This is a genomic window from Faecalispora anaeroviscerum, assembly GCF_947568225.1.
GTDB lineage: Bacteria > Bacillota > Clostridia > Oscillospirales > Acutalibacteraceae > Faecalispora > Faecalispora anaeroviscerum.
The window spans coordinates 1,577,382-1,602,626 of record NZ_CANOOQ010000001.1; the positions used below are offsets into that span (position 1 = coordinate 1,577,382).

A 25,245-nucleotide genomic window follows, 5' to 3' on the forward strand; every position below is an offset into this window, starting at 1 on the left:
ATTATTCCCACTCAATGGTTGCCGGGGGCTTAGAGGTAATATCGTACACAATGCGGTTGACGCCGCTCACCTCGTTGATGATACGGTTTGAAACCTTCGCCAGCACATCGTACGGAATTCTGGCCCAGTCCGCCGTCATAAAGTCGGTGGTGGTCACGCCGCGCAGCGCAACGGTATAATCGTAGGTGCGTCCGTCGCCCATCACGCCGACGCTCTGCATGCCGGTGAGCACCGCGAAATACTGGCTGATCTTTCTGTCAAGACCGGCAGCAGCAATTTCCTCACGGAAAATCGCGTCGGCATCGCGCAGAAGGTCGAGCTTGTCCTTTGTAATGTCGCCCAGCACGCGGATCGCAAGGCCCGGGCCCGGGAACGGCTGACGCCAGACGAGGAACTCGGGGATATCCAGCTCCAGACCGACGCGGCGAACCTCGTCCTTAAACAGGTCGCGCAGAGGCTCCACGAGACCGGTAAAGCCAATGTCCTCCGGCAGGCCGCCTACGTTGTGGTGGCTCTTAATGACTGCTGCTTCACCCACACCGCTTTCAACAACATCGGGATAAATCGTGCCCTGGCACAGGAAATCCATGTGGCCAAGCTTTCTGGCCTCTTCCTCAAAAACGCGGATAAACTCCTCGCCGATGATCTTGCGCTTTGTTTCCGGCTCAGACACACCGGCCAGGCGCGACAAAAAGCGGTCTTCGGCGTTAACGCGAATCAGGTTCATGTCGAACTGTTTGCGAAACACCTTCTCCACCTGATCGCCCTCGTCTTTGCGGAGCAGGCCATGATCTACAAAGATACAGGTCAGGTTTTTACCGATCGCCTTGTGCACCAGCACCGCGGCCACAGAGGAATCCACGCCGCCGGAGAGCGCGCAAAGCACCTTTTTATCACCGACTCGCTCTTTGATCTGGCGGATGGTTTCCGCCGCAAAGGCATCCATACGCCAATCGCCGGCACAGCCGCAGACAAGATACAGGAAGTTTTTGAGGTACTCGTTGCCCTGTACCGTATGTTCCACCTCAGGGTGGAACTGTACGGCGTACAGCTTCTTCTCTGCGTTGTCCATCGCCGCAACAGGGCAGGCGCGGCTTTTGGCACGCGCCGTAAACCCTTCGGGCAGATCAACAATTTTATCGGTATGGCTCATCCAGCACACGCTGGTTTGCTCCACACCGTGAAACAGCTCCGAAGAAAGATCGAACTCCACCGGAGTTTTTCCGTATTCCTTCACAGTAGAGGGCTCTACCTTGCCGCCCAGCTTGTAGGCCATCAGCTGCGCCCCGTAGCAAATTCCCAAAACCGGAATTCCAAGCTCGAAAATCTCCTTTTCGCAGCCGGGCGCTCCGGGAGCATATGCGCTGTTGGGGCCACCGGTAAAAATAATCCCCTTATAGCCTGCGCTCCGAATCTCCTCAATCGGCGTTTTGTACGATTTGATTTCGCAGTATACCTTCAGGTCGCGCACACGGCGCGCGATCAGCTGGCTGTACTGTCCGCCGAAATCCAAAATTAAAACAGCCTCGTTATGAATCGTCATAAAACTCCCCTATTCCTCAGTTATTCCACAGTCACGGATTTTGCCAGATTGCGCGGCTTATCAATATCGCAGCCCTTCATCGACGCCATATAATACGAGAACAGCTGCAGCGGGATCACCGCAAGGGATGGCCGCATAATCTCACAAGCGGTCGGCACCGAGAACAGGAAATCCACATCTTTGCCGATTTCTTCGGCGTTTTCCTCGGTAGTCAGGCCGAGCACCACAGCACCGCGGCTTCGAACCTCGATCACATTGCTCATCATTTTCTCCAGCAGCTGCTGATGCGTGGCGATGGCCACGACGAGCGTGCCCTCTTCCATCAGAGAGATGGTGCCATGCTTCAGCTCGCCGGCGGCATAGGCCTCCGAATGAATGTATGAAATCTCCTTCAGCTTCAAAGAACCTTCCAGAGAGATTGCGTAGTCCAGATTGCGACCAATGAAGAAAATATCCTTTGCGCTGAAATGCTTCGATGCAAAATACTGAATATTCTCTTTGTTTTCCAAAGACTTCTCCACTTTATCCGGCAGCTCCTGCAGCTCTTTGACATAGTCTGCATATTCTTCCGGCGTGAGGCGGCCAAGCAGATCTGCCATATAGATGGCCAGCAGATAAACGACCGCAAGCTGCGTGCTGTATGCCTTTGTCGTCGCGACCGCGATTTCAGGGCCGGCCCAGGTGTACAGAACATCGTCGGAATCGTTGGCAATGGAGCTGCCCACCACATTCACAATGGAAATGATGCGCGCGCCAAGGCGCTTTGCCTCGCGCAGAGCCGCAAGTGTATCTGCCGTTTCTCCGGACTGGCTGATCACGATGACGAGCGAATTGCCGTCAAGGATCGGGTGGCGGTAACGGAACTCAGACGCAACATCCACCTCTACCGGGATACGGGTCAGCTTTTCAATGACATACTTTGCAACCACGCCAACATGGTACGCAGAACCGCAGGCCACGATGCTGATACGGTTGAATTTTTGGAGCTGCTCCGCAGTGAGGGTCACATTGTCAAGCACAATGCGGCCGTCCTTGAGGCGGGGAGAAATCGTGTCGCGCAGCGCCTTCGGCTGCTCCATGATCTCTTTGAACATAAAGTGTTCATAGCCGCCCTTTTCCGCAACGGAGAGGTCCCAGTCGACGTGAACCAGCTCTTTTTCAATGGGTTCCTTCTCCATATTGCAGATCCGCACGCCGTCGCGGGACAGCTCGACAATCTCGTTGTCCTTTAGGCGATAGAAATCGCGGGTGCGGTTCAGTATGGAGGGAATATCGGATGCAACATAGTTCTCGTGCTCGCCAAGGCCAACCACAAGCGGGCTGTCTTTGCGCACCGCATACAGCTTATCTGGGTCATCCACACACAGCATACCGAGTGCGTAAGAACCCTGCAAACGCGAAATCACACGGATAAACGCGTCGAGAATGTCGCCATCGTAATAATATTCAAGCAGCTGAGCCACAACCTCGGTATCTGTTTCAGAAACGAAGTTGACACCCTTTTTCATCAGCTTATTTTTGATTTCCTGGTAATTTTCAATGATGCCGTTATGCACCACTGCAAACTTTCCGGAATTGCTCACCTGCGGATGAGAGTTTACATCGGAGGGCCTGCCGTGGGTTGCCCAGCGGGTATGGCCGATTCCCACAGTGCCCTGCAGCGCTTTGCCGCCGTCCACCAGGTCATTCAGCACCTGCAGGCGGCCCTTGCTTTTCACAACGCGCAGCGCGTCCCCTGTATATACTGCCATTCCTGCGGAATCATATCCGCGGTATTCCAGCTTTTCCAAACCGTTTAACAAAATGGGCGCCGCCTGGTCACCGCCGATATAGCCAACGATTCCACACATGATAAATGCCACCTTTCTTTCCCTGTAATATCATTTCATACAACTGTAAAAGGCTGTTGATTTCTTCTTTCACCTTTGGCGAAAAATTGCCGTTTTTATGCTAAATCACTTTCCAAGTGAACGCAGCAAGAAAGGAATTAAAAATAGGAAGAAGCGCCAACCGTTTTTTCGAGTTGACGCTTTTCATTTTAGAAAATCCCCAAGAGGAACCTAGAGTGATTCCTCTTTAAACTCTCTTGCGTTTTGAAAGCGAAGGAACAATCCCCTGCAATCACCGATAGATAATATCGCTGCGGGAAGGCCCGTTCGACACAATTTTCACCGGAACCCCAATTTGCTCTTCCGCAAATTCAATGTAGCGGCGCGCGTTTTCGGGAAGATCTTCGTAACGGGTAATACCACGCAGATCGCAGCCCCAGCCAGGCATCATTTTCAGCACCGGTTTGCACCGGCGCAGCTGAGAAGCCGGCGGGAAATAGTCAATCTGCTTGCCGTCGAGCTCATAGGCCACGCAAACGGGAATCTCTTTAAGATACCCCAGCACGTCAATCACAGTCAGAGCCACACTGGTAGCGCCCTGCACCTCACAGCCATAGCGCGAAGCCACCAGATCAAGCCAGCCCATTCTGCGGGGACGGCCCGTTGTAGCGCCGTATTCACCACCGTCGCCGCCGCGTTTGCGCAGCTCGTCGGCCTCGTCGCCAAAGATTTCGCTGACAAACTCACCCGCGCCCACGGCGCTGGAATATGCCTTTACCACAGCGATGATCTCTTTGATCTCATACGGCGGCACACCGGCACCGACAGCGCCGTAACCGGCCAAGGTGGAGGAAGAGGTCACCATCGGGTAAATGCCGAAATCCGGGTCCTTCAAAGCACCGAGCTGGCCTTCGAGCAAAATGGTTTTGCCCTCTTTGACCGCCTGATGCAAAAAGGTAAATGTATTCGCCACATAGGGCTCGATCATCTGGCGGTATTCCATCAGCTTTTCATAAACGGATTCCACCGTCAGCGGTTCTTTGTGGTACAGATGCTGATACAATGCGTTTTTCACATCCAGAACCCGCTGAATTTTCTCTTTCAGCTGATCCTCGTCATCGTACAGCTCACTGACCTGAAAACCGATCTTCGCATATTTATCCGAATAAAACGGCGCAATGCCGGATTTGGTAGAACCAAAGGATTTGGAGGACAGACGCGCTTCCTCCAAAGCATCCATTTCAACATGGTAGGGCATCACAATCTGCACTCGGTCGGAAACCATCAGCTTCGGCTCCGGAACTCCGCGCTGCCGCAGGGAATCCAGCTCCTTAATGAGGTTTTCCACGCTCAGTGCAACGCCATTGCCGATGATGTTGGTGATGTGGCCATAAAATACGCCCGAGGGGAGTTGGTGCAGCGCGAATTTGCCATATTCGTTGATAATGGTATGGCCCGCATTGCTGCCGCCTTGGTACCGAATGACAATGTCGGACTGCGCCGCCATGACATCGGTAATTTTCCCTTTTCCTTCATCGCCCCAATTGGCGCCTACTATCGCTTTTACCATCAGAACTGCTCACTCTCCGCCGGTGCCGCACCAGCCAATATTTTCCGCCGCCCGCGGCTTGCATTTGGCAGCGGATCAACTTGTATTATCATACCACAAAGCGCCTGAAAATCCTATGTTTTTCTTTCCTGCGCCCACGGATTTTACGTTTTGTTTACAAATTGATTTCTGCTTTTTTGATTTCTATGGAATCATATTCCTTCAGAACGGAATTTACCACTTGATTGATGAATTCCAGAGTTTGTACCGCGGCACAGCCCGTATACTGCAACGGGTCTACCAGGCCGGACAGCTCCTCACGCGTAACACCGAAGGCCGGATCGGCCGCAATACGGTCGAGCAGATCATTTTCGCCGCCCTGCTCCTTGATCACCTTGGCCGCCTCCATGGAATGCACCCGAATTTGCTCATGCAGCTGCTGACGGTCCGCTCCGCGCTTGACCGCATCCATCATGATGTTCTCGGTGGCCATAAAAGGCAGCTCGCGCAACAGATGCTGCTCGATCACCTTGGGGTATACCACAAGACCATCGGCCACGTTGCTGTACAAATCGAGAATTCCGTCGATCGCCAGAAACGCTTCGGGAACACTCAGACGCTTGTTCGCGGAATCGTCGAGCGTGCGCTCAAACCACTGGGTAGCAGCCGTAATGGCCGGGTTCAGACTGTCAACGATCACGTAGCGCGCCAGCGACGCAATTCGCTCGCTGCGCATTGGGTTGCGCTTATAGGCCATGGCGGAAGAACCGATCTGCCCTTTCTCAAAGGGCTCTTCAATCTCCTTCATGTGCTGCAAAAGGCGAATGTCGTTTGAAAACTTGGTGGCGCTCTGCGCGATTCCGCTCAAAATGGAGAGAATCTGGCTGTCAAGCTTTCTTGAATATGTCTGGCCGGAAACGGCAAAGCAGGCTGAATAGCCCATCTTCTCCGCAATCTTACCGTCCAGCGCCTTCACCTTCTCGTAGTCGCCGTCAAACAGTTCCAAAAAGCTGGCCTGTGTTCCGGTCGTCCCTTTGGAGCCGAGCAGCTTTGCCTTGCCGAGCTGGTACTCCACGTCCTCCAGATCCATCAGAAGATCCTGAATCCACAGTGTGGCGCGCTTGCCGACAGTGGTAGGCTGAGCGGGCTGATAATGCGTGAACGCCAGTGTGGGCAGTTCTCTGTATTCCATCGCAAAGTGCGACAGAATACGGATCACGCCGACGAGCTTGTCGCGGAGCAGGCGCAGAGCTTCTGTCATAACGATAATATCGGTGTTGTCTCCCACATAGCAGGAGGTAGCCCCCAAATGAATGATGGGGCGGGCCTTCGGGCACTGCTCGCCGTAAGCATACACATGGGCCATCACATCGTGGCGCACGATCTTTTCGCGCTCCCCGGCCACATCGTAATTGATGTCGTCGGCAAAGCGGCGCATTTCATCAATCTGCTCCTGCGTCACCGGCAGGCCCAGCTCCATCTCCGATTCCGCCAGAGCAATCCACAGGCGGCGCCAGGTACGGAACTTTTTGTCCGGCGAAAATAAAAATTTCATCTCGGCGCTGGCATACCGCGCCGACAAGGGGGATTCATACGTATTTTTCAATGCTGCAACCTCCAAGCATATTTATAATCATTCACTTTGAAAAAGAGCGTTGATTTCTTCCCGTAAAGTCATTGGAAAGCGAATTGATTATATTTACAGCCGCTGAATCGGCATACAGTAGCTTTGCGGCTTGTGATCGATCATGTCCTGCGGAATTTCCGTCGGATAACTCCCGGAGAAGCACGCGTCGCAGTAGCCGGAACACCTGCCCTTGAGCATATGGGGCAAACTGTCCAGCGATAAAAAGGCCAGCGAATCCGCAAAATTCATCTCGGCAATTTCCTCCACGGTGTGCTGAACAGCGATCAGCTCATCCTTGGTGGGAATATCCGTACCGTAGTAGCAGGGCCACAGAAATGGCGGCGAACTGATGCGAAGGTGAACCTCTTTGGCGCCGGCATCCTTCAGCATCGAAACAATGCGCCCACTGGTGGTGCCGCGCACAATGGAGTCGTCGAGAAGCACGACACGCTTGCCTCGCACCTCGCTTTCCAGCGCGTTGAGCTTAATGCGAACACTGCGCTCGCGCTCGAGCTGCGTGGGCTTAATAAAGGTGCGGCCAATATAGGAATTCTTAACGATGCCCTTCTGATACGGAATACCGGATTCCTCGCTGTACCCGATGGCGGCGTCTATGCCGGATTCCGGCACGCCGATCACTACGTCGGCATCCACAGGGCTTTGGCGCGCCAGCAGACGCCCCGCCTCTTTCCGGGCCTCATACACACCGAGACCGTCGATTTTGCTGTCGGTGCGCGCAAAGTAAATATACTCGAACACACACAGCGAATGCTTGGCGGGAGCTTTATTGTACAGGTATTTCAGCCCGCTGGGGCCGGCGGCAATCAACTCGCCCGGCTGAACGTCACGCACAAATTCCGCACCTGCCGCGTCCAGTGCGCAGCTTTCAGAAGCAAACACAATATCCTCGCCGATTTTGCCCATGCACAGCGGGCGGAACCCATTGGGGTCGCGCACCGCAATCAGCTTCTGGGGGCTCATAACCAGCAGCGAGAACGAGCCCTCAATCTTCTGCATGGCACGGAACACGGCCTCCTCAATGGAGGCCGCACCGACCCGCTCCCGGGCAATCATATACGCGATTACCTCAGAATCGATGGTGGTTTGAAAAATACAACCGTTTTTCTCCAGCTCGCGGCGCAGGGCGTGGGCATTGGTCAAATTGCCGTTGTGGGCAATTGCCAGCGTGCCCTTGATATAGCGCATCACAAGCGGCTGAGCATTTTCACGCACACTGTCGCCCGAAGTAGAATACCGTACATGAGAAAGGGCGATTTGCCCGTTCAGCCGATTCAGAATCGAGTCGCTGAACACTTCGGACACCAGCCCCATATCTTTGAAATAAGAAATCACACCGCAGTCGTTTACCGCGATGCCGCAGCTCTCCTGCCCCCGGTGCTGCAGCGCCAAAAGGCCGTTATAGCATGCGTAAGCGGGCGGAATTTCTTTTCCGGTTTTACTGTAAATTCCGAATACCCCGCATTCCTCATGGGGCTTCCAGGAGGTATCTTCAAAATTCGTCAACGAATTCAACTCCTCATCAGTCTTAACACAAGTATTGAAAGAATTACAGGCCAATGCGCTTCATCACTTCGGCATAAGCTTCTTCTACACCGCCCAGGTCACGGCGGAAACGATCCTTATCGAGCTTTTCATGGGTATGAATATCCCAGAAGCGGCAGGTATCGGGAGAAATCTCGTCCGCCAGTATAATTTTGCCGTCGCAGCGGCCAAATTCCAGCTTGAAATCGATCAGCTCAATATTGACCGAGCGGAAAAATTCACACATCAGTTCATTGATGTGCAGAGCCATCTCACTGATGGTATCAACTTCTTCTTTGGTGGCAAAATCAGCCGCCAGAATGTGGTATTCGTTCACCATCGGGTCGCCGAGCTCGTCGTTCTTATAACAGAATTCGAGCACGGGGGTACGCATGGGAGTGCCCTCTTCCAGGCCAAGGCGTTTGGCAAGGCTGCCGGCCGCCTTATTGCGAACGATCACCTCAAGCGGAACGATCTCTACCTTCTTCACCAGCGTTTCACGGTCGCTCAGCTCTTTTACAAAGTGAGTGGGGATGCCGTCTTTTTCCAGCATTTGGAACATGAAATTAGACATACGGTTATTGACCACGCCCTTGCCCACAATGGTGCCCTTTTTCAGGCCATTAAATGCAGTGGCGTCGTCTTTATAATCCACAATGTAGCAAGTGGGATCCTCAGTAGCGTAAACTCTCTTTGCTTTTCCCTCGTACAGTAATTTCCCTTTTTGCATGATTCTTTCCCCCTGTTTTGTTTCAATCGGTGGGCCTTTTGAAAAGACCCGCGCCGGTTCGGTGATGATTGATCCGCCGGGCAAGGCTGCCCGCGGGCGAACAGATTTATAAGAACCTCACGCCGTTACCGGCAGCAAAGCTGCCGACGGCTGAGAGAGCCTTGAAACTCGAAGCGGGACGATACTCGCAGCTTCTGGCGAGAATGCGTTGGATTCTCGTTATAACAACCTCACGCCGTTTCCGGCAGCAAAGCTGCCGACGGCTGAGAGAGCCTTGAAACTCGAAGCGGGATGATACCCGCAGCTTCTGGCGAGAATGCTTTGAATTCTCGTTATAACAACCTCACGCCGTTTCCGGCAGCAAAGCTGCCGACGGCTGAGAGAGCCTTGAAACTCCAATACTTTTCGTTATAAAAATACCAGGAAGGACGAAACCTTCGTGATATCTACAACGGAAAGGTTCGTGTCCTCTACGTGCTGCACGCAGCGCAGGAACGCGTTTGCGGTATCGAGCGAGGTCAGGCACGGAATACCGGCCTCTACCGTGTTGCGGCGAATCAGGAATCCATCGCGGCGATGCTCGGCGCCTTTGGAGGGCGTGTTAATTACAAGATCGATGGTGCCGGATAGGATCACGTCCAGAATGTCGGGTGTTTCTCCCCCCACCTTGTTCAGGCGCACATTCGTAATGCCGTTCTCGTTTAGATAGCGGGAGGTTCCCTCGGTGGAATAAATGGTCCAGCCGAGTTCCTTCAGCCCCTTGGCGATGGGCAGAACCTCTTCCTTGTCCTGATCCTTTACGGTGATGATCACGTTGCCGTTGGTCAAAAGATGCATGCCGGCACCCTGGAACGCCTTGATCATGGCTTCTTCGAAGCTTCTGGCAATGCCGAGAACCTCGCCGGTGGATTTCATTTCCGGCCCCAGATTCACATCCGCGCCGTACAACTTTTCAAACGAGAATACAGGCATCTTGATGGCGATCAAGGCCTTGCTCGGCTGCAGGCCGTACTGATAGCCCATTTGCGGCAGCGTTTCACCGAAGAAGGTGCGCACCGCCAGGTGCACGATCGGGATGTCGGTAATTTTGCTGATATAAGGCACTGTTCTGGAGGAACGGGGATTCGCCTCAATAATATACACCTGCTCATCCTTGACGATAAACTGGATGTTTAACAGTCCCTTTACCTTCAGCGCCAACGCCAGCTTGCGGGTGTAATCCACAATCGTGTCCTCCACCTGCTTCGAAAGGCTCTGCGCCGGGTAAACCGAGATACTGTCGCCGGAGTGAACGCCCGCGCGCTCCACGTGCTGCATAATACCGGGGATCACGGTGTCGATTCCGTCGCAGACGGCGTCGACCTCCACCTCGGTGCCCATCAGGTACTTGTCCACCAGAATGGGGTGCTCCTGCGCGATGGTATTAATGATGCTGATCTGCTCGCGGATATCGTCATCACTATAAGCAATGTCCATCCCCTGGCCGCCCAGCACATAGGACGGGCGAACCAGCACCGGGTAGCCCAGCTCGTGAGCCGCTTTCAGCGCCTCTTCGCAGGTAAACACCATGCGGCCCGCAGCATGCGGAATGCCACACTGTGCCAGAATCGCGTCGAACCGCTCGCGGTCTTCCGCTTCGTCAATGCTGTTAAAGCTGGTGCCAAGCAGCGGAACGCCCATTTTTTCAATGGCACCCGCCAGCTTGATGGCAGTCTGACCGCCGAACTGTACCACAGCTCCGTCGGGCTTTTCCAGTTCTACAATATGCCAAACGTCCTCCGGAGTCAAGGGCTCGAAGTACAGTTTATCGGCAATATCGAAATCCGTGCTGACCGTTTCGGGGTTATTGTTCACAATAATGGTCTCAAAGCCCAGCTTTTTCAGCGCCCACACACTGTGGACGGAGCAGAAGTCAAACTCAATGCCCTGACCGATGCGGATGGGGCCGGAACCAATTACCATAATCTTTTTGCGGCCGCTTTCTGCGTGCAGCTCGTTTTCGTCGCCATAGCTCGAATAATAGTACGGCGTTTCGGCCTCGAACTCCGCGGCGCAGGTATCAACCATTTTATAAACCGGGCGGATTTCCCACTGTTGTTTCAGCTCGCGAATTTCCTCAATACTGATACCGGAAAACTTCGCGACTGTTTCATCCAGGAAGCCGAACGACTTGGCCTTCCGAAGCAATTCCTTGCTCATCGGCTCATTTGCAAGGCGTTTTTCCACAGCAATAATAGACTGAAGCTTCTGTAAAAACCAGCGGTCTATCTTCGTTACACTGTGGATTTTTTCCATCGCGAAGCCGCGGCGCAGCGCTTCTGCCACCGCAAACAGGCGGCGGTCATCCACCGCGTGGATGCGCTCGGAAACATCCAGATCTGAAATGCCGTCAAGCTCCGCGTCGGTCAGATCATACATATTCTGCTCCAAACAGCGAATGGCTTTCATCAGAGCCGCCTCAAAGGTGGGGGCGATGCCCATCACCTCGCCGGTAGCCTTCATCTGTGTGCCAAGGCTGCGGCGGGCGTGAACGAATTTATCAAACGGCCACTTCGGAATTTTCACAACGCAGTAATCGAGCGTCGGCTCAAAGCAGGCGTAGGTTTTTTTCGTAATCGCGTTCTGAATCTCGTCGAGCGTATAGCCAAGCGCAATTTTAGAGGCAACCTTCGCAATCGGGTAGCCCGTCGCTTTCGAGGCCAGCGCGGAGGAACGGCTGACGCGGGGGTTCACCTCGATGACACAGTATTCAAAGCTTTCGGGGTTCAGCGCAAACTGCACATTGCAGCCGCCCTCCACCCTCAGCTCGTTGATAATGGCAATCGACGCGCTGCGCAGCATCTGGATTTCTTTATCCGCCAAAGTCTGGCAGGGCGCGACGACGATGGAATCGCCGGTATGAACGCCAACAGGGTCAAAGTTTTCCATATTGCAGACGGTAATGCAGTTGCCGTTGCCGTCGCGGATCACCTCGTACTCGATTTCCTTCCAGCCGGAGATGCAGCGCTCAATGAGTACCTGATTCACACGGCTGCGGTGCAGGCCCATAGAGGCAATCGCGTGGAGCTGCTCTTCGGTATAGGCGATGCCGCCGCCGCTGCCGCCGAGCGTGTACGCGGGGCGCACCACTACGGGGTAGCCGATGCGCTTTGCGATCAGCAGGCTGTCCTCCACTGTTTCGGCGATTTCGCTTTCTGCGCAGGGCTGCTGAATGCGGGCCATGGCTTCCTTGAACAGCTCGCGATCCTCCGCCATGCGGATGGTGTCGGCATTGGTACCGATCATTTTGACGTTATGCTCCACCAGAAAGCCGGATTCCTCCAGCTCTACCGCAAGGTTCAGCGCGTTCTGACCGCCAAGGGTAGGCAGAACACTGTCGGGCCGTTCCTTCAGAATCACCTTTTTCAAGGTGTCAATGGTCAGCGGCTCGATATAGACCTTGTCGGCGATTTCTCCATCCGTCATGATCGTCGCGGGGTTGGAATTGACGAGGATAACCTCAACGCCTTCCTCTCGCAGAGCACGGCAGGCCTGTGTGCCCGCATAGTCGAACTCGGCGGCCTGACCGATCACGATCGGGCCGGAACCGATAATTAGTACCTTCTGAATGCTGTCAAGCTTGCTCATACGCGGCCCCCTCCCATCAAATCCATAAATCTGTCGAATAAAAAGCCTGTGTCGAGCGGGCCGGAGCAGGCCTCCGGATGGAACTGCACAGAGAACACGCGGCCGTTCTTATAGTCAAGGCCCTCCACGCTCTGGTCGTTCATGCTCACATAGCTGACCTCGGCAACGGAAGAATCAATTGTGCCCGCGTCTACCACATAGCCGTGATTCTGCGAGGTAATATATACGCGGTTGGTCTTCAGCTCTTTGACCGGATGGTTGATGCCGCGGTGGCCGTATTTGAGCTTGTACGTATTTGCGCCCTGCGCAAGCGCCATCAGCTGGTGCCCCATACAGATAGCGAAGGTGGGGATACCACTCTGGTAAACGCGGCGCAGCTCCGCCACCTCTTTTACGCAGGCCTGCGGATCCCCGGGGCCGTTGGAAAGCATCACACCGTCCGGATTCCACGCCTTGATTTCTTCCAAAGACGCGTCATTCGGGAAGCGGCGCACGGTGCAGCCGCGGCGGGTGAGCGAGCGAATGATATTCTGCTTGGTTCCATAATCAAGCAGCGCCACCTTGACCGAACCATTGCCATAATCGCGCGGTTCTCTGGTACTCACCAGTGAAACGCCGTTCGGCACAACATGCGCGGCAATTTTGCGCTTCATTTCCTCACGGTCGATTGAATCGCCGAAGCAGATCATGCCACGCATCGTACCGCTCTCCCGCAGGCAGCGGGTGAGCGCACGGGTGTCAATCCCGCTGATTCCGGGAATTCGGTTGTTTTTCAAGTATCCGTCCAGATCGATATCACAGCGAAAATTGCTGGCGATCCCGGAAACAGAGTGAACGATAAACGCTTCCACCCAGGGGTGATCGGCCTCCGCGTCCTCATAGCAGATTCCGTAGTTTCCGATCATGGGGTAAGTCATCACAACACCCTGGCCTGCATAGCTGGGGTCTGTAAGCAGCTCGGTGTACCCGCACATTGCGCTGTTAAATACTACCTCACACAGCACATCGCGGGGCTCTCCAAAGCCCTGACCCTCAAAGGTCATCCCGTTTTCTAACAGTAATAATGCTTTCACGCTAAACCCACCATTTCTTCGCGCCGCTAATTTACGGTCACTGCGGCAGCGCGCGACTTGCCACAGCACGGGGAAAGGTCCCGGCTTGTTGTCGGCGGCCAAACCCCGCCGGTAAGCCCTGCTGCCGGAGCCTTTTCCATGGCTGCCCGGCAGTCAAAAGATTGGGCCGATCCGGCGGCAGGGCCGCTGTTTCGTCAATTGGAAGGTTAGGCCTTAAAGGACTCAATGATTCTTGCCACGGCCTTTTCCGTATTCTCTTTCGTGTTAAAGGAGGTCAGGCGGAAATATCCCTCTCCGTTCAGACCGAAGCCGGAACCAGGAGTGCCAACCACGCCTGTTTTTTGCAGCAGCAGGTCGAAGAATTCCCATGAGGTGAGGCCGCCCGGCGTTTTGAGCCAAATGTACGGGGAATCCACCCCGCCGTATACCTCAAATCCGGCAGCGGCAAGGCCTTCGCGAATGATCTTCGCGTTGTTCTGGTAATAAGCGATATTCTCGCGAATCTGCTTTGCGCCCTCTTCCGAATACACAGCCTCTGCCGCGCGCTGAATCACATAGGGAACGCCGTTCATTTTCGTTGACTGGCGGCGGCTCCACAGACGGTTGAGAGAAGCGCCGTCAAATTCGAGCTGCTTCGGCACAACGGTAAAGGCGCAGCGGGTACCGGTAAAGCCGGCTGTCTTGGAGAAGCTACGGAATTCGATCGCGCAGGTCTTGGCACCCTCAATCTCGTAAATGCTGTGCGGCATATCGGGAGTGGTGATAAACGCCTCATAAGCGGCGTCAAAAAGGATGAGCGACTTGTTTTCGTTGGCGTAATCCACCCATTTTTTCAGCTCTTCCTTGCTGATACCCACGCCGGAGGGGTTATTCGGGAAGCAAAGGTAGATCAAATCCACCGGCTCCTTCGGCAGGTCGGGCAAGAAATTCTTTTCCTTTACGCAGGGCATATATACAATACGGCTCCAGCCCTTGCCCTCCACGAACTCACCGGCACGCCCGGCCATCACATTGGTATCCACATACACGGGGTAAACCGGGTCGCACACAGCCACAACGTTGTCCTGGCCGAAAATATCGCCAATATTGCCGGTATCGCACTTCGCGCCGTCGCTGACGAAAATCTCGTCGATGTCGATCTGAACGCCGTGCTTTTTAAAGTCATTGTCAGAAATTGCCTGACGAAGGAATTCATAGCCGCATTCCGGGCCGTAGCCGCGGAAGGACTCCATCTTCCCCATCTCATCGGAGGCCTTCTTCATGGCCTCTACCACTGCCTGCGGCAGCGGAAGCGTTACGTCTCCGATTCCAAGGCGGATAATCGGACGATCGGGATTGTTTTTCACAAATTCATTCACTCTCTTTGCAATGTCTACAAAGAGGTAACTGGGGGGAAGCTTGACAAAATTCGAATTGACCTTCAGCATAGTACAATCTCCTTTGTTTTTATCTTCATTCTGGGCAGTCTCAATCGATCTGCCCGTCAAATACAAATTCTGCGGGACCCTGCATAAAAACCTCGTCGGTTTCTTCCTCCCAACGGATGTTCAGGTCGCCGCCCTTTAGATGTACAAGTACCTGCCGGCCAGTTTTGCCGCCCAGCGCGCAGGAAACCGCCACAGCGCACGCGCCGGTGCCGCAGGCCCAGGTTTCACCGGAGCCGCGCTCCCACACGCGCATTTTCACCTCATTCTCACCAATCATCTGCACGAACTCTGTGTTAACGCGCTGCGGGAACATGTGGTGAAATTCAAACGACGGGCCGATGGATTCCAGCGCAATCGCATCCACATCCTCCACAAAAACAACACAGTGAGGATTGCCCATCGAAACGCAGGTAACGCGATACTCCTTACCGGCGATTTCCACCGGGTGATCGATCACCTGCTCGGTTTCAAACAGTGTGGGGATTTTCGGCGCGGAAAGCTCTGGCTTGCCCATATTAACCGTAACGCTGGTGACATGGTCGTTTTCGTCCACTGTCAAAAACAGCGTTTTTACGCCGCTCTGGGTGTCTACCGTAAGGGTCTTTTTCCTCGCGATGCCCCGCTCGTAGGCGTACTTGCCTACACAGCGGATGCCGTTGCCGCACATCATGGCGCGGGAGCCGTCCGCGTTGTAAATATCCATCGAGCAATCCGCTTTATCGCTTGGGCCGATCAGGATGATCCCGTCTGAACCCACCCCAAAATGCCTGTCGCTAAGCCGGATCGACAGCGCGGCCGGGTCTGTTACAGGCTCTTCAAAACAATTGAAATATAAATAGTCATTTCCGATGCCTTGCATCTTCGTAAATTTCAATCTTCACTCCTCCTTCTAAAAACATCCCATCTATCTGAAACGCTGAGCTAAGCATGGGGTTTGCGCTAAAACAATTCCAGCACGATGGCCGCCACCTCGATCAGTCGCTTGCCGGTATCCATGCTTTTTTTTTGCAAAAAGCGGTGTGCCTGTGCCTCGGTAAAATAATTGCGCTCCATTAACAGCTGTTTGGCGCGCTGATGAAGCTCCTTCGGATCTTCCTCAAAATTTCTACGGGCGGGAACCCCCGGCTCCGCCAGATTGAGGAGCATGTTGACCGACGCGGTCAGATCTGGCTTACCCAGCGGCGACATCAGGCAGGCAGAGTCCAGGTCTGCGGCCATTTCTGCCTGATGAGGCTTTACGATAAACAGAAAATCGTAGTTTGGCGCCATCTGGGGAAGCTCCCACGCCGTAACGTCCTGCAGGTCCAGAGTACACACCACAACCCCGCCGCGATAGTGGTAGCTGGTCATTTCCAGCAGCTGAGCGCCGGTGGTACAAATGCCGTACACCAGCACACCCCCGGTTTTCAGCACTGCGCCGATTCGTCGGGCAGAATCCTTATTTGCATTTGCAACGATCACACTGCCCATTCATGGTCACACCCCCGTCGGAGAATCAAAACCCTTGCGGCTCTCAGAATTTTTCTAGATATTCCTCCAGCTCCCATTGGGTTACTGTGCTGTTAAAGCGGTTCCATTCCTGCTCCTTCGCAACAATGTATTTTTGATACACATGATTGCCCAGAACCTCGCGCAAAAACGAATCCCGTTTCATTTCCTGAACAGCTTCCATCAGATTGGCGGGAAGGCTGTCAATTTCTTTTTCCTGCCGCTCGTCGGGCGTCATATCATAAATATTGGAACCAACCGGCGCGGGCGGTTCCAGCTCCTCGCGGATTCCCTCAAGCCCTGCGGCGAGAAGCACTGCCATTTGCAGGTAGGGGTTTGCCGCCAGATCGGGGTTTCTCAGCTCCACGCGGGTGCCGATGCCCCGTGCGCTTGGCACGCGCACCAGCGCGCTACGGTTACCCGTGGTCCAGGCGATGTAACGGGGCGCCTCGTAGCCCGTAACAAGACGTTTATAGGAGTTCACCAACGGATTGGTGAGCGGGCAGATTCCTTTGATATGGCGGATCACACCTGCTATAAAATGATATGCAAGCGGGCTCAGCCCGGTTTCGCTTCCCGGGTCGTAAAACACGTTTTCCCCGTCCTTGAACAGCGAAATATTCGTATGCAGACCCGAACCAGCCTGCCCGGAAAGGGGCTTTGGCATAAAAGACGCGCAAAGGCCGTGGGCATTCGCCACATTTTTAACAACCATCTTGAAGGTCATCATCTCGTCGGCAGAGCAGAGCGCCTCCTGATATTTAAAATCAATCTCATGCTGCGCCGTAGCGAGCTCGTGGTGAGAAGCTTCCACCTCACACCCCATCTCCTCCATGGTCATGCAGATGTCGCGGCGGGCGCTCTCGCCCAGATCCGCGGGGCCAAGATCAAAATACCCGGCAGTATCGTGGGTTACGGTGGTAGGATGGCCGAATTCATCTGTATTGAACAGGAAGAACTCACACTCAAACCCCACGTTCAGGGTAAAGCCCATATCAGCGGCAGCTTTCAGCGCTTTTTTCAGAATATAGCGTGGGTCTCCCTCAAACGGTGTTTCGTCCGGCTTGTAAACGTCACAGATCAGCCTGGCGGTCTTACCGCCGATCTGCCGGCTCCAGGGCAGAATCAGGAAGGTATCCAGATCCGGGTGGAGATACATGTCGGACTCCTCGATGCGAACAAATCCCTCGATAGAGGAACCATCAAACATGCACTGATTATCCAGGGCTTTTTCAATCTTCCCGCTGGTGATGACCACATTTTTGATCGCGCCGAACATATCGGTAAACTGCAAACGGATAAAGCGGACATTATTCTGCTGAATCAGCTCCAGAATATCCGCTTTGGTATACCTGCTCAAACACCTCTACCTCCTTAAAAATAAAAACAGCAAGGCCGCTCTTTGTCAGAACCTCCTTGCTGTCACAGAATTTATGAATAATATCGTATATATTGTAACTATTTATACGTTGGTTGTCAATCATTTTCCTCAGACTTCTTTGAATTTATGGTAATGCACAAATTTCCCCGGGAAGCGAGTTCATTTCCCGACTTTCTCACGGGGCGGAGTGAATTCCTCTACTTGACAAAACCTTCCAATATGAGAGACAGAATGAACAGGTTCTAGGAAAATTCTGCACAATATGCCAGATACGGGGATGATTTTCTGATTATTATGCAGGAATTTCATTGAGAAAATGCAAGTCAGAACAGTCGGCACCGCCTCCTTTCAAAAGGCACAGAGCGCGGGCGGAAGGCACGTACTCACAACCCCCGGCTGAGCATGACACTTTTGCGGCGGACCTTATCTTTTTCCACACCACGGCACCATAACCGCCAAAAGCGTTACTCCGGCAGGATTTTTCGCCAATTTCCGCACGTTCTTGGAGCGTGCGGCAGAAAAAATCCCAGCAGGAAAACGGGACAAAGCAGCTACAAACCGATGAATAATTATTCAGCATCAATCTCTTTGTTGCTGGAGAAAAAGGCACTGTAAGCCGAAGAATAAGCATAAAAAAGCGGCGGAAAAGATGCCATTTGGCACCTTTTCCGCCACCATAGAAGCTTCACCAGGTCAGCGGAAGCAGCATTTTTTTATTTGCAGTCGTAGCAGGCTTTGCCGGGGTAGCGGGCAGATTTTCCCAGATTCTCTTCGATTCGAAGCAGCTGGTTGTACTTCGCTACGCGCTCACTGCGGCTGGGGGCACCGGTTTTGATCTGGCCAGCGTTCATCGCAACCGCCAAATCGGCAATGGTGGTATCCTCCGTTTCACCGGAACGGTGAGAAACAACAGCGGTATAACCCGCGCTGTGCGCCATCTTAATGGCGTTCAGGGTTTCGGTCAAAGAACCGATCTGGTTGAGCTTAATGAGGATAGAGTTACCGCAGCTATTCTCAATGCCCTTCTGCAGGCGCTCAGTGTTTGTTACAAACAGATCGTCGCCTACCAGCTGAACCTTGTCGCCCAGGCGAGCGGTCAGCTTCTTCCAGCCATCCCAGTCTTCCTCATCGAGCGCATCCTCAATGGAGCCGATGGGGTACTTCGAAACCAGATTCTCCCAGAAAGCAATCAGCTCATCGGTGGTGTAATGCTTCTGGCTCTTCGGCAGCAGATAGGTTCCTTTATCGCTCTTCCACTCGCTGGAAGCAGCGTCGATCGCCAACATGAAATCATCATAGGGCTTATAACCGGCCGCTTCGATGGCGCGCAGCAGGTACTGAACCGCCTCTTCGTCGCTCTTCAGGTTCGGAGCATAGCCGCCCTCGTCGCCAACAGCGGTGGAAAGACCCTCTTTCTTGAGGATGGCAGCCAGAGCGTGGAATACCTCTGTGCACATGCGCAGGCCCTCACGGAAACTGGGGGCGCCCACGGGCATGATCATGAATTCCTGAACATCAACGTTATTCGCAGCATGTGCGCCGCCGTTAAGGATGTTCATCATAGGAACCGGCAATGTATCAGCAGCGGCGCCGCCCAAAAAGCGGTACAGCGGTACGCCCTGAGCTTTCGCCGCAGCCTGTGCAGCCGCAAGAGAAACAGCAAGAATCGCATTCGCGCCGAGGTTCGATTTATCCTTTGTTCCGTCCAGCTCCAACATAGCGGCATCGATTGCGGCAACGTCGGCAGCATCCATGCCAATCAGACGATCGCGAATGACGGTGTTAATGTTCGCAACAGCCTTCTGAACGCCCTTTCCACCAAAGCGGGCCGGGTCTTTATCTCTCAGCTCCAACGCCTCAAATTGACCGGTAGATGCACCGCTGGGTACAGCTGCGCGAGCTGTTACACCATTTTCCAGAAGAATCTCCGCTTCTACCGTGGGGTTCGCGCGGGAATCCAGAATTTCCCTGCCTTTTACATCTTTAATTTGATAAGCCATAAAACCGCTCCTTTATATTTATTGACGGCATCCTTAATGCGCCGGTAAAACAACAATACAGAACAAAGACATCCCATTCAGAACGCTCTACTATCCATCTACTTCCATAAATATATCATATGTTTTTATTTTGTCAAGCGAATTATAATCAAACAGACCAACCAGAATTTTGGCTAAAAATGGCCGTTTTTTCACTTTACAGGCAGAAAAAGAAAGCAGATATTACGAAAGCCGGATAGCTCTAAAACGCTTCATCCCAAAGCAACATCCAGAATCATCATGAGGACAAACCCGCCCATCACGCCGAGTGTTCCCATATTGGAATGCTCCCCGCGGCTGGCCTCCGGAATCAGCTCTTCGACCACCACATAAATCATCGCGCCGGCGGCAAACGCCAGCAGCCAAGGCATCATGGAAAGCACATGGCTTGCCAGCAGAATAGTAAGAACCGCAAACACCGGCTCCACCGCGCCCGACAGCGTACCGCCCAGAAACGCTTTCCCCACACTGAGGCCTTCGTTGCGCAGCGGCAGCGAAATCGCCGCGCCCTCGGGGAAATTCTGAATGCCCATACCAATCGCCAGCACCACGGCCGCCGTCAGCGGGCCCTGCTCCCCGCTTTGCAGCGCAAGCGCAAAAGAAAGCCCCACGGCCATGCCCTCCGGAATATTATGTAGGGTAACAGCTAAAAACAAAAGCGTCGTTCTCTTCCACGAGGAGGAAACACCTTCGGGCTGACTTTCGCCCAAATGCAGATGCGGCAGCACATTGTCCAGAGCCAGAAGGAACAATCCTCCCAAGACAAATCCACCTGCCGCGGGAATCCAGCCCACCTGCCCGCGCTCCTCCGCTTGCTCAATGGCCGGCATCAAAAGCGACCAGACGGAAGCGGCGATCATTACGCCGCCGGCAAAGCCCAGCAGCACCCTCTGTACATTTTCATGAATGGCTCCGCGAAAGAAAAATACAAGCGCCGCACCCAAAGTCGTCATTGCAAACGGGAACGCCAACCCGAACGCCAGCCATACAACAGAATCCATAACAACTCCCATTCTATTCCATTTCTGAAAACACAGTTTGTTTCCTGTTTTCTGGCGGAAATTTCCTGCCATAAAGCAGAGCCAAACCACACATAGTAAAACAGGGTGATACTTGGTGAAAGCACAAAATCTTCAGGATCTGATTCGTCGAAGCAGCAGTACCAGACAATATTTCATGTCGCTACCCGTGCCAGATCAAATGGAACTGCACCGGTATAACGAGCACGTAAAAACAGCAGCTCAGCTGCATCAATACGCAGAATACCTGCAAGCAAATGGCCGACTATAAGAACCTCGAAGCGGGAAATCCTCTCCTTCGCCTGGAGGAGAACACATTCGGCACCTAATTCTCTTTACAGCCGACGAAAGAAAAAAGGGTTTGTCCTGTTGGGCAAACCCTTTTTGCGGTTGTTCCCGCGCCGGCGGTGAAAGCCCCTGCGCACCTGGAAGCAAGCAGCCCTGTGTCACTTACTCCGCCAGTACACCCGATTCACCCGGCCGAACATAGCCAGCTTACAGAACCAAGCTTGGCGCCGCGTATACTCTAGCCGCCAGTTCCTGATCCAGCAGGTACAAGCTCTTGGAATCGGAACCGAACAATTCAATCTTCTTAATGATATTTTCCGCGTTCATTTCCTCTTCGCCCTGTTCCTTTACGAACCAGTCGAGGAACTGCATGGTGCGAAAATCCTTTCCCTCGTATGCTTCCTCATAGATCGCATGGATCGACTTCGTTACATACTGCTCATGAGCCAGCGCCGCCTTTGCGGGGCCGATCAAATCACTGAACTTTGTGTCGGGTTTTGCAATGGCCTCCAGCACAATTTTCTCGTTATTGTTCTGCATATATTGCAGGAACAGCATCGCGTGGTCTCGTTCCTCCTGCGCCTGAATCTGATACCAGTTGGAGAAGCCATCCAGTCCTTCGTCCTTATAGTAATTGGAAATATCCAAATACAGATAAGCGGAGAAGAACTCTTTATTAATTTGCGTATTGAGCAGCTTTACAACCTTTTCATTTAACACAAATATCACTCCTTTGGCGTTTGGTTTCTTCCGCCTGCCGGCTCTGCTTTTTTACGGCTGACCGTAAGCACCTGTCTGCCGAAAAGAAGTTCACCATTGCTTCGGCATTCAAAAACGGTAATCGTCTTTCTAGTTATTATTATACCATGGCTCAGTAGTAAAACAAGCCTGCAAAAAGGAAAAAAATGCCGGAATTCTCACAGAGTTCTTATACTAAATAACAATAATTATTATTATCAATTGTTCATGTCTTAAAAACTTTCGCTTCCTTGCCCGCGCAGGGAGCGAGGCGCGGATCAGTGTGCCTTTTGTATTTTCAAATCCTCTTCGTAAAAAACGGTACCCAGAACCATGTCGATGTCATTGACAATCGACGCATCAATCAAATTCTGCCTGGACATGGTGTCGAGAATACCGACGGCGTCCGCATGAGTAAGCGCCATGCGGTAAGGGCGATCCTCCGTCAGTGCCTGGTAAATATCCACGCAGGTCATCAAACGGGAGTTGAAATCCAGCTGCTCGGCAGTAAGGCCGTAGGGGTAACCCTTTCCGTTCAGCTTTTCATGGTGGTTGGCCGCCCATTCGGTAATATCCTCAAAGCCCTGCACCATCTCCAACGCCTTGCGGGTATAGTAGGTGTGCGACTGAATTACGTCGATTTCTTCCCGGGTCAGACTGCCCGGCTTATCCAGAATTTCGTTCGGCACCATGATCTTCCCCAGATCATGCAAATCTGCCGCAATCCGCATTTTCCAATACTCTTCTTCGTTGCGACCGTAGTAGCGGCACAGAATGCCGACTTTTTTGCTGATGCCACGGGAATGACCACCCGTAAACGGTGATTTGGCATCGATGATGTTGCTGTACAGCCGCGAAATACGGCGGATATTCCGATAGCTGAACTCCCGTGTTTGCTGCGGGAGCAGGCGCTCCAGAACAGGCTCGATAAACATAGGCTGCATATTCAGCCAAAACTCTCCGTGCTGTGAAACACGATAAAATAGCTGCAGCAGCTCGGGGTCAAAAAGATGCGCGTCCTTGCGCAACACGTCCATAATATTAGACGGAGCGTTCCCCTGCGCATATTCCACCGCTACGCGATTCGCCAGAGCGATCAGGCGGGAATAAAACGGAATTTCTTCCCCGCGCTTTCCGAAAAAGCCGCTTCCGTCATAGCACTCGTGATGGTATAAAATCACACCGGGAATCGGGTGGTTAAACGGGAAGTACGAAACATTCTCTTCCCCTAGCTCGCAGTGCCTGATGTTGCGCTCGAGCCCTGCCATATCCACAGGGGCCCTGTCGAGCAGAGAACGCGCAATCCCGTTATCATGCAAAAGCGCATAAGAAATCAAATCAAAAAAATCTTGCTCAGGAAGGTTCCTCAATTTTGCAATTCGTGCGCAGATATACGCTACATGTCTGGTGTGATTGGTAACATCTTTCAATAAATCTCTTTCCACAAAATCCAATGTAAAGGAAAAAGAAAGCAGCATTTGATTCACATTCAACTTCATGATTCCGCCTCATTTTCTATGTCCAAATCCATCACTCGTTTCTGGAAACGTTTTCAAAAGCAACAGTCTATATATTTGATTTATCGGACTATCGTCTTCAAAATGAAGAGGTTCGTAATAAAACTGATGATGAATGAACAAGAAAAATCACATGCGGTATTTCGATTTCCAAACGATCAGCTGTCTCAATATTTCTTCCCGGGATTCTCCTTTTTTCTGAGCCATATCATCTAACAGACGATAAAAGCTGGGAAATCCGGTTCCAAAAGGGTCCTTTACCTGCTGAATTCTGCGGTCCATTTTCTTAATTTCTTCCTGCGTCATGATAACCCCCCATTGACTTCTGATTTTCCATACGCATCCTGTTTTTTCGTATTGCACCGCATGATTGTTTAAAATAATTCATTCATTAATAAAAATTAACCTGTTTATTGACAAAATACTTCCAGTATTATTGTTTTATTATACCATACACTATTCCGCTAATCAAACTTCATCATAAGCAAAAACGACACGAAATAACAATTTCTGCATTTTACGTCAGGACAAAGAAAACAAGCGAAACACATCCAATTCTTAGTTGTACCTTACGGATTTAACACGGAAATAGACAAAAAAGGAAATACCTCTATTGAGTGTCGCTTTCCTTCTGCCACACCATATTTTCAACTCAACCGCAGAGTAAAATTTCCCGGTCAGCGGTTCAAAATGTTGTAAAACAATTACCTGCTATTTACATTACTTCTCGGTAAAGGCTTTTCAGTAGACTGATCTCCTGCGCGTAGCCCGGCAATTCATTCGGCGTTTCCAGGTAAAAGGGCAGATCTCGCAGGGCCGGATGATTGATGATCCGCTCCATTGCAAAAAGTCCCAGACTACCCTGTCCAATTTTCTGGTGGCGGTCCTTATGGCTGCAAAAGGGATTCATGCTGTCGTTCAGGTGTACGGCCCGCAGCCGTGAAAGGCCGATCTCCTTATCAAATTGGGTCAGCACACCATCGAGGTCGTTCACCAGATCATACCCGGCATCGTACACATGGCAGGTATCCATACAAACACCCATTTTCTCCGTCAGAGAAACGCGATCCAGTATCCGGCGCAGCTGCGAAAAATTCGCGCCGATCTCGGTTCCCTTCCCGGCCATAGTCTCGAGCAGTACCGTTGTTGTCTGCTCTGTTCGCAAGATCGCGTTGAGCAGCTGCGCAATCTGCGAAATTCCAACGTCCTCCCCCTGCCCGGTATGGCTGCCGGGGTGAAAGTTGTAGCTGCTGCCGGGCAGATATTCCATGCGCCGCAGATCATCCTGCATCATAAGAGAAGCAAATTCCCGTACCTTTGGGTCTGCGGAACAGGCATTCAGTGTATAGGGCGCGTGGGCTAGAATATGGCTGATTCCCTCGTGCTGCGCAAGCTCCCGCAGCGCGGCGGCATCTGCGGGGTTGATTTCTTTTGCTTTGCTGCCCCGGGGGTTGCGTGTAAAAAACTGAAAGGTGTTCGCTCCAATAGAAACCGCATCCTTTCCCATAGCCAGGAATCCCTTTGCGGCAGACAGATGACATCCAATTTTCAGCACTCTGTTTCTCCTTTACCGAATGATGGTTGTTCCATCACTTCTTTTGCGGCTTTGCGCCGCCCCTCTGCTGTCAGTATACCCGTTTTATCTACATCTGTCTTGTTTTTTTCTACCAAAAATATAATTCTCCAGGAAGCCGCTACATTGTTTGATCCTGGGAAGACAGGAAGAGATTTTCTTCTCCATTGACAAAACACCGGAAAGGTGTACTATAATTAACCATGCGACCCCGGAGTAACACCGGAAAACCGTTCGCGGCCATCCGGCCAGAGA

Annotated in this window: 19 protein-coding genes; all 19 read right to left on the reverse strand. The window is 52.6% G+C overall.

Annotated features, from left to right (window positions below; translation table 11 throughout):
• Position 1: 1 nt before the first annotated feature.
• The 19 genes from guaA to QOS46_RS07995 all read right to left on the reverse strand — a co-directional run bounded on the left by guaA (position 2) and on the right by QOS46_RS07995 (position 25,088).
• Positions 2-1,537 carry a glutamine-hydrolyzing GMP synthase gene (guaA, locus tag QOS46_RS07905; protein WP_283610805.1) on the reverse strand — a complete coding sequence of 512 codons (1,536 nt, stop codon included), beginning with the start codon at positions 1,535-1,537 and terminating at the stop codon, positions 2-4.
• Between the two features lie 26 nt (positions 1,538-1,563).
• The gene (gene glmS / locus QOS46_RS07910) at positions 1,564-3,393 is read right to left on the reverse strand and encodes a glutamine--fructose-6-phosphate transaminase (isomerizing) (RefSeq protein WP_283608747.1); all 1,830 of its coding nucleotides are present in this window, start codon (positions 3,391-3,393) and stop codon (positions 1,564-1,566) included.
• A gap of 271 nt (positions 3,394-3,664) precedes the next feature.
• A complete protein-coding gene (locus QOS46_RS07915) occupies positions 3,665-4,942 on the reverse strand; it encodes an adenylosuccinate synthase (protein WP_283608748.1) in 1,278 nt (425 codons plus the stop codon).
• Between the two features lie 154 nt (positions 4,943-5,096).
• Positions 5,097-6,527 carry an adenylosuccinate lyase gene (gene purB / locus QOS46_RS07920; protein WP_283608749.1) on the reverse strand — a complete coding sequence of 477 codons (1,431 nt, stop codon included), beginning with the start codon at positions 6,525-6,527 and terminating at the stop codon, positions 5,097-5,099.
• A 93-nt stretch (positions 6,528-6,620) separates the two neighbouring features.
• A complete protein-coding gene (gene purF / locus QOS46_RS07925) occupies positions 6,621-8,072 on the reverse strand; it encodes an amidophosphoribosyltransferase (RefSeq protein ID WP_283608750.1) in 1,452 nt (483 codons plus the stop codon).
• A 43-nt stretch (positions 8,073-8,115) separates the two neighbouring features.
• A complete protein-coding gene (gene purC, locus QOS46_RS07930) occupies positions 8,116-8,820 on the reverse strand; it encodes a phosphoribosylaminoimidazolesuccinocarboxamide synthase (protein WP_283608751.1) in 705 nt (234 codons plus the stop codon).
• A 408-nt stretch (positions 8,821-9,228) separates the two neighbouring features.
• Positions 9,229-12,447: a carbamoyl-phosphate synthase large subunit gene (gene carB, locus QOS46_RS07935; RefSeq protein ID WP_283608752.1), complete on the reverse strand. Its 3,219-nt coding sequence runs from the start codon at positions 12,445-12,447 to the stop codon at positions 9,229-9,231.
• Positions 12,444-13,520, reverse strand: a complete 1,077-nt coding sequence (locus QOS46_RS07940) for a carbamoyl phosphate synthase small subunit (protein WP_283608753.1) — start codon at positions 13,518-13,520, stop codon at positions 12,444-12,446. Before QOS46_RS07940 ends, carB begins: the two co-directional genes overlap by 4 nt.
• Positions 13,521-13,726: 206 nt before the next feature.
• Positions 13,727-14,947: an LL-diaminopimelate aminotransferase gene (locus QOS46_RS07945; RefSeq protein WP_283608754.1), complete on the reverse strand. Its 1,221-nt coding sequence runs from the start codon at positions 14,945-14,947 to the stop codon at positions 13,727-13,729.
• A gap of 40 nt (positions 14,948-14,987) precedes the next feature.
• Positions 14,988-15,821: a diaminopimelate epimerase gene (gene dapF, locus QOS46_RS07950; RefSeq protein WP_283608755.1), complete on the reverse strand. Its 834-nt coding sequence runs from the start codon at positions 15,819-15,821 to the stop codon at positions 14,988-14,990.
• Positions 15,822-15,886: 65 nt separating this feature from the next.
• On the reverse strand, positions 15,887-16,417 hold the full coding sequence (locus QOS46_RS07955; RefSeq protein ID WP_283608756.1) for an ANTAR domain-containing response regulator: 531 nt from the start codon (positions 16,415-16,417) through the stop codon (positions 15,887-15,889).
• Positions 16,418-16,460: 43 nt separating this feature from the next.
• Complete coding sequence (gene glnA, locus QOS46_RS07960) at positions 16,461-17,795, reverse strand: type I glutamate--ammonia ligase (protein ID WP_283608757.1); 1,335 nt, start codon at positions 17,793-17,795, stop codon at positions 16,461-16,463.
• Between the two features lie 734 nt (positions 17,796-18,529).
• The gene (eno, locus tag QOS46_RS07965; protein WP_283608758.1) at positions 18,530-19,816 is read right to left on the reverse strand and encodes a phosphopyruvate hydratase; all 1,287 of its coding nucleotides are present in this window, start codon (positions 19,814-19,816) and stop codon (positions 18,530-18,532) included.
• A 251-nt stretch (positions 19,817-20,067) separates the two neighbouring features.
• Positions 20,068-20,856 carry a ZIP family metal transporter gene (locus QOS46_RS07970; protein ID WP_283608759.1) on the reverse strand — a complete coding sequence of 263 codons (789 nt, stop codon included), beginning with the start codon at positions 20,854-20,856 and terminating at the stop codon, positions 20,068-20,070.
• Positions 20,857-21,369: 513 nt separating this feature from the next.
• Positions 21,370-21,882: a ferritin gene (locus QOS46_RS07975; protein ID WP_283608760.1), complete on the reverse strand. Its 513-nt coding sequence runs from the start codon at positions 21,880-21,882 to the stop codon at positions 21,370-21,372.
• Positions 21,883-22,178: 296 nt separating this feature from the next.
• Positions 22,179-23,399: an HD-GYP domain-containing protein gene (locus QOS46_RS07980; protein ID WP_283608761.1), complete on the reverse strand. Its 1,221-nt coding sequence runs from the start codon at positions 23,397-23,399 to the stop codon at positions 22,179-22,181.
• 147 nt (positions 23,400-23,546) lie between these two features.
• Entirely contained in the window at positions 23,547-23,723 is a 177-nt protein-coding gene (locus QOS46_RS07985; RefSeq protein ID WP_283608762.1) for a hypothetical protein, read from the reverse strand.
• A 409-nt stretch (positions 23,724-24,132) separates the two neighbouring features.
• Positions 24,133-24,972: a deoxyribonuclease IV gene (locus QOS46_RS07990; protein WP_283608763.1), complete on the reverse strand. Its 840-nt coding sequence runs from the start codon at positions 24,970-24,972 to the stop codon at positions 24,133-24,135.
• Complete coding sequence (locus tag QOS46_RS07995) at positions 24,966-25,088, reverse strand: hypothetical protein (RefSeq protein ID WP_283608764.1); 123 nt, start codon at positions 25,086-25,088, stop codon at positions 24,966-24,968. Before QOS46_RS07995 ends, QOS46_RS07990 begins: the two co-directional genes overlap by 7 nt.
• Positions 25,089-25,245: the final 157 nt, after the last annotated feature.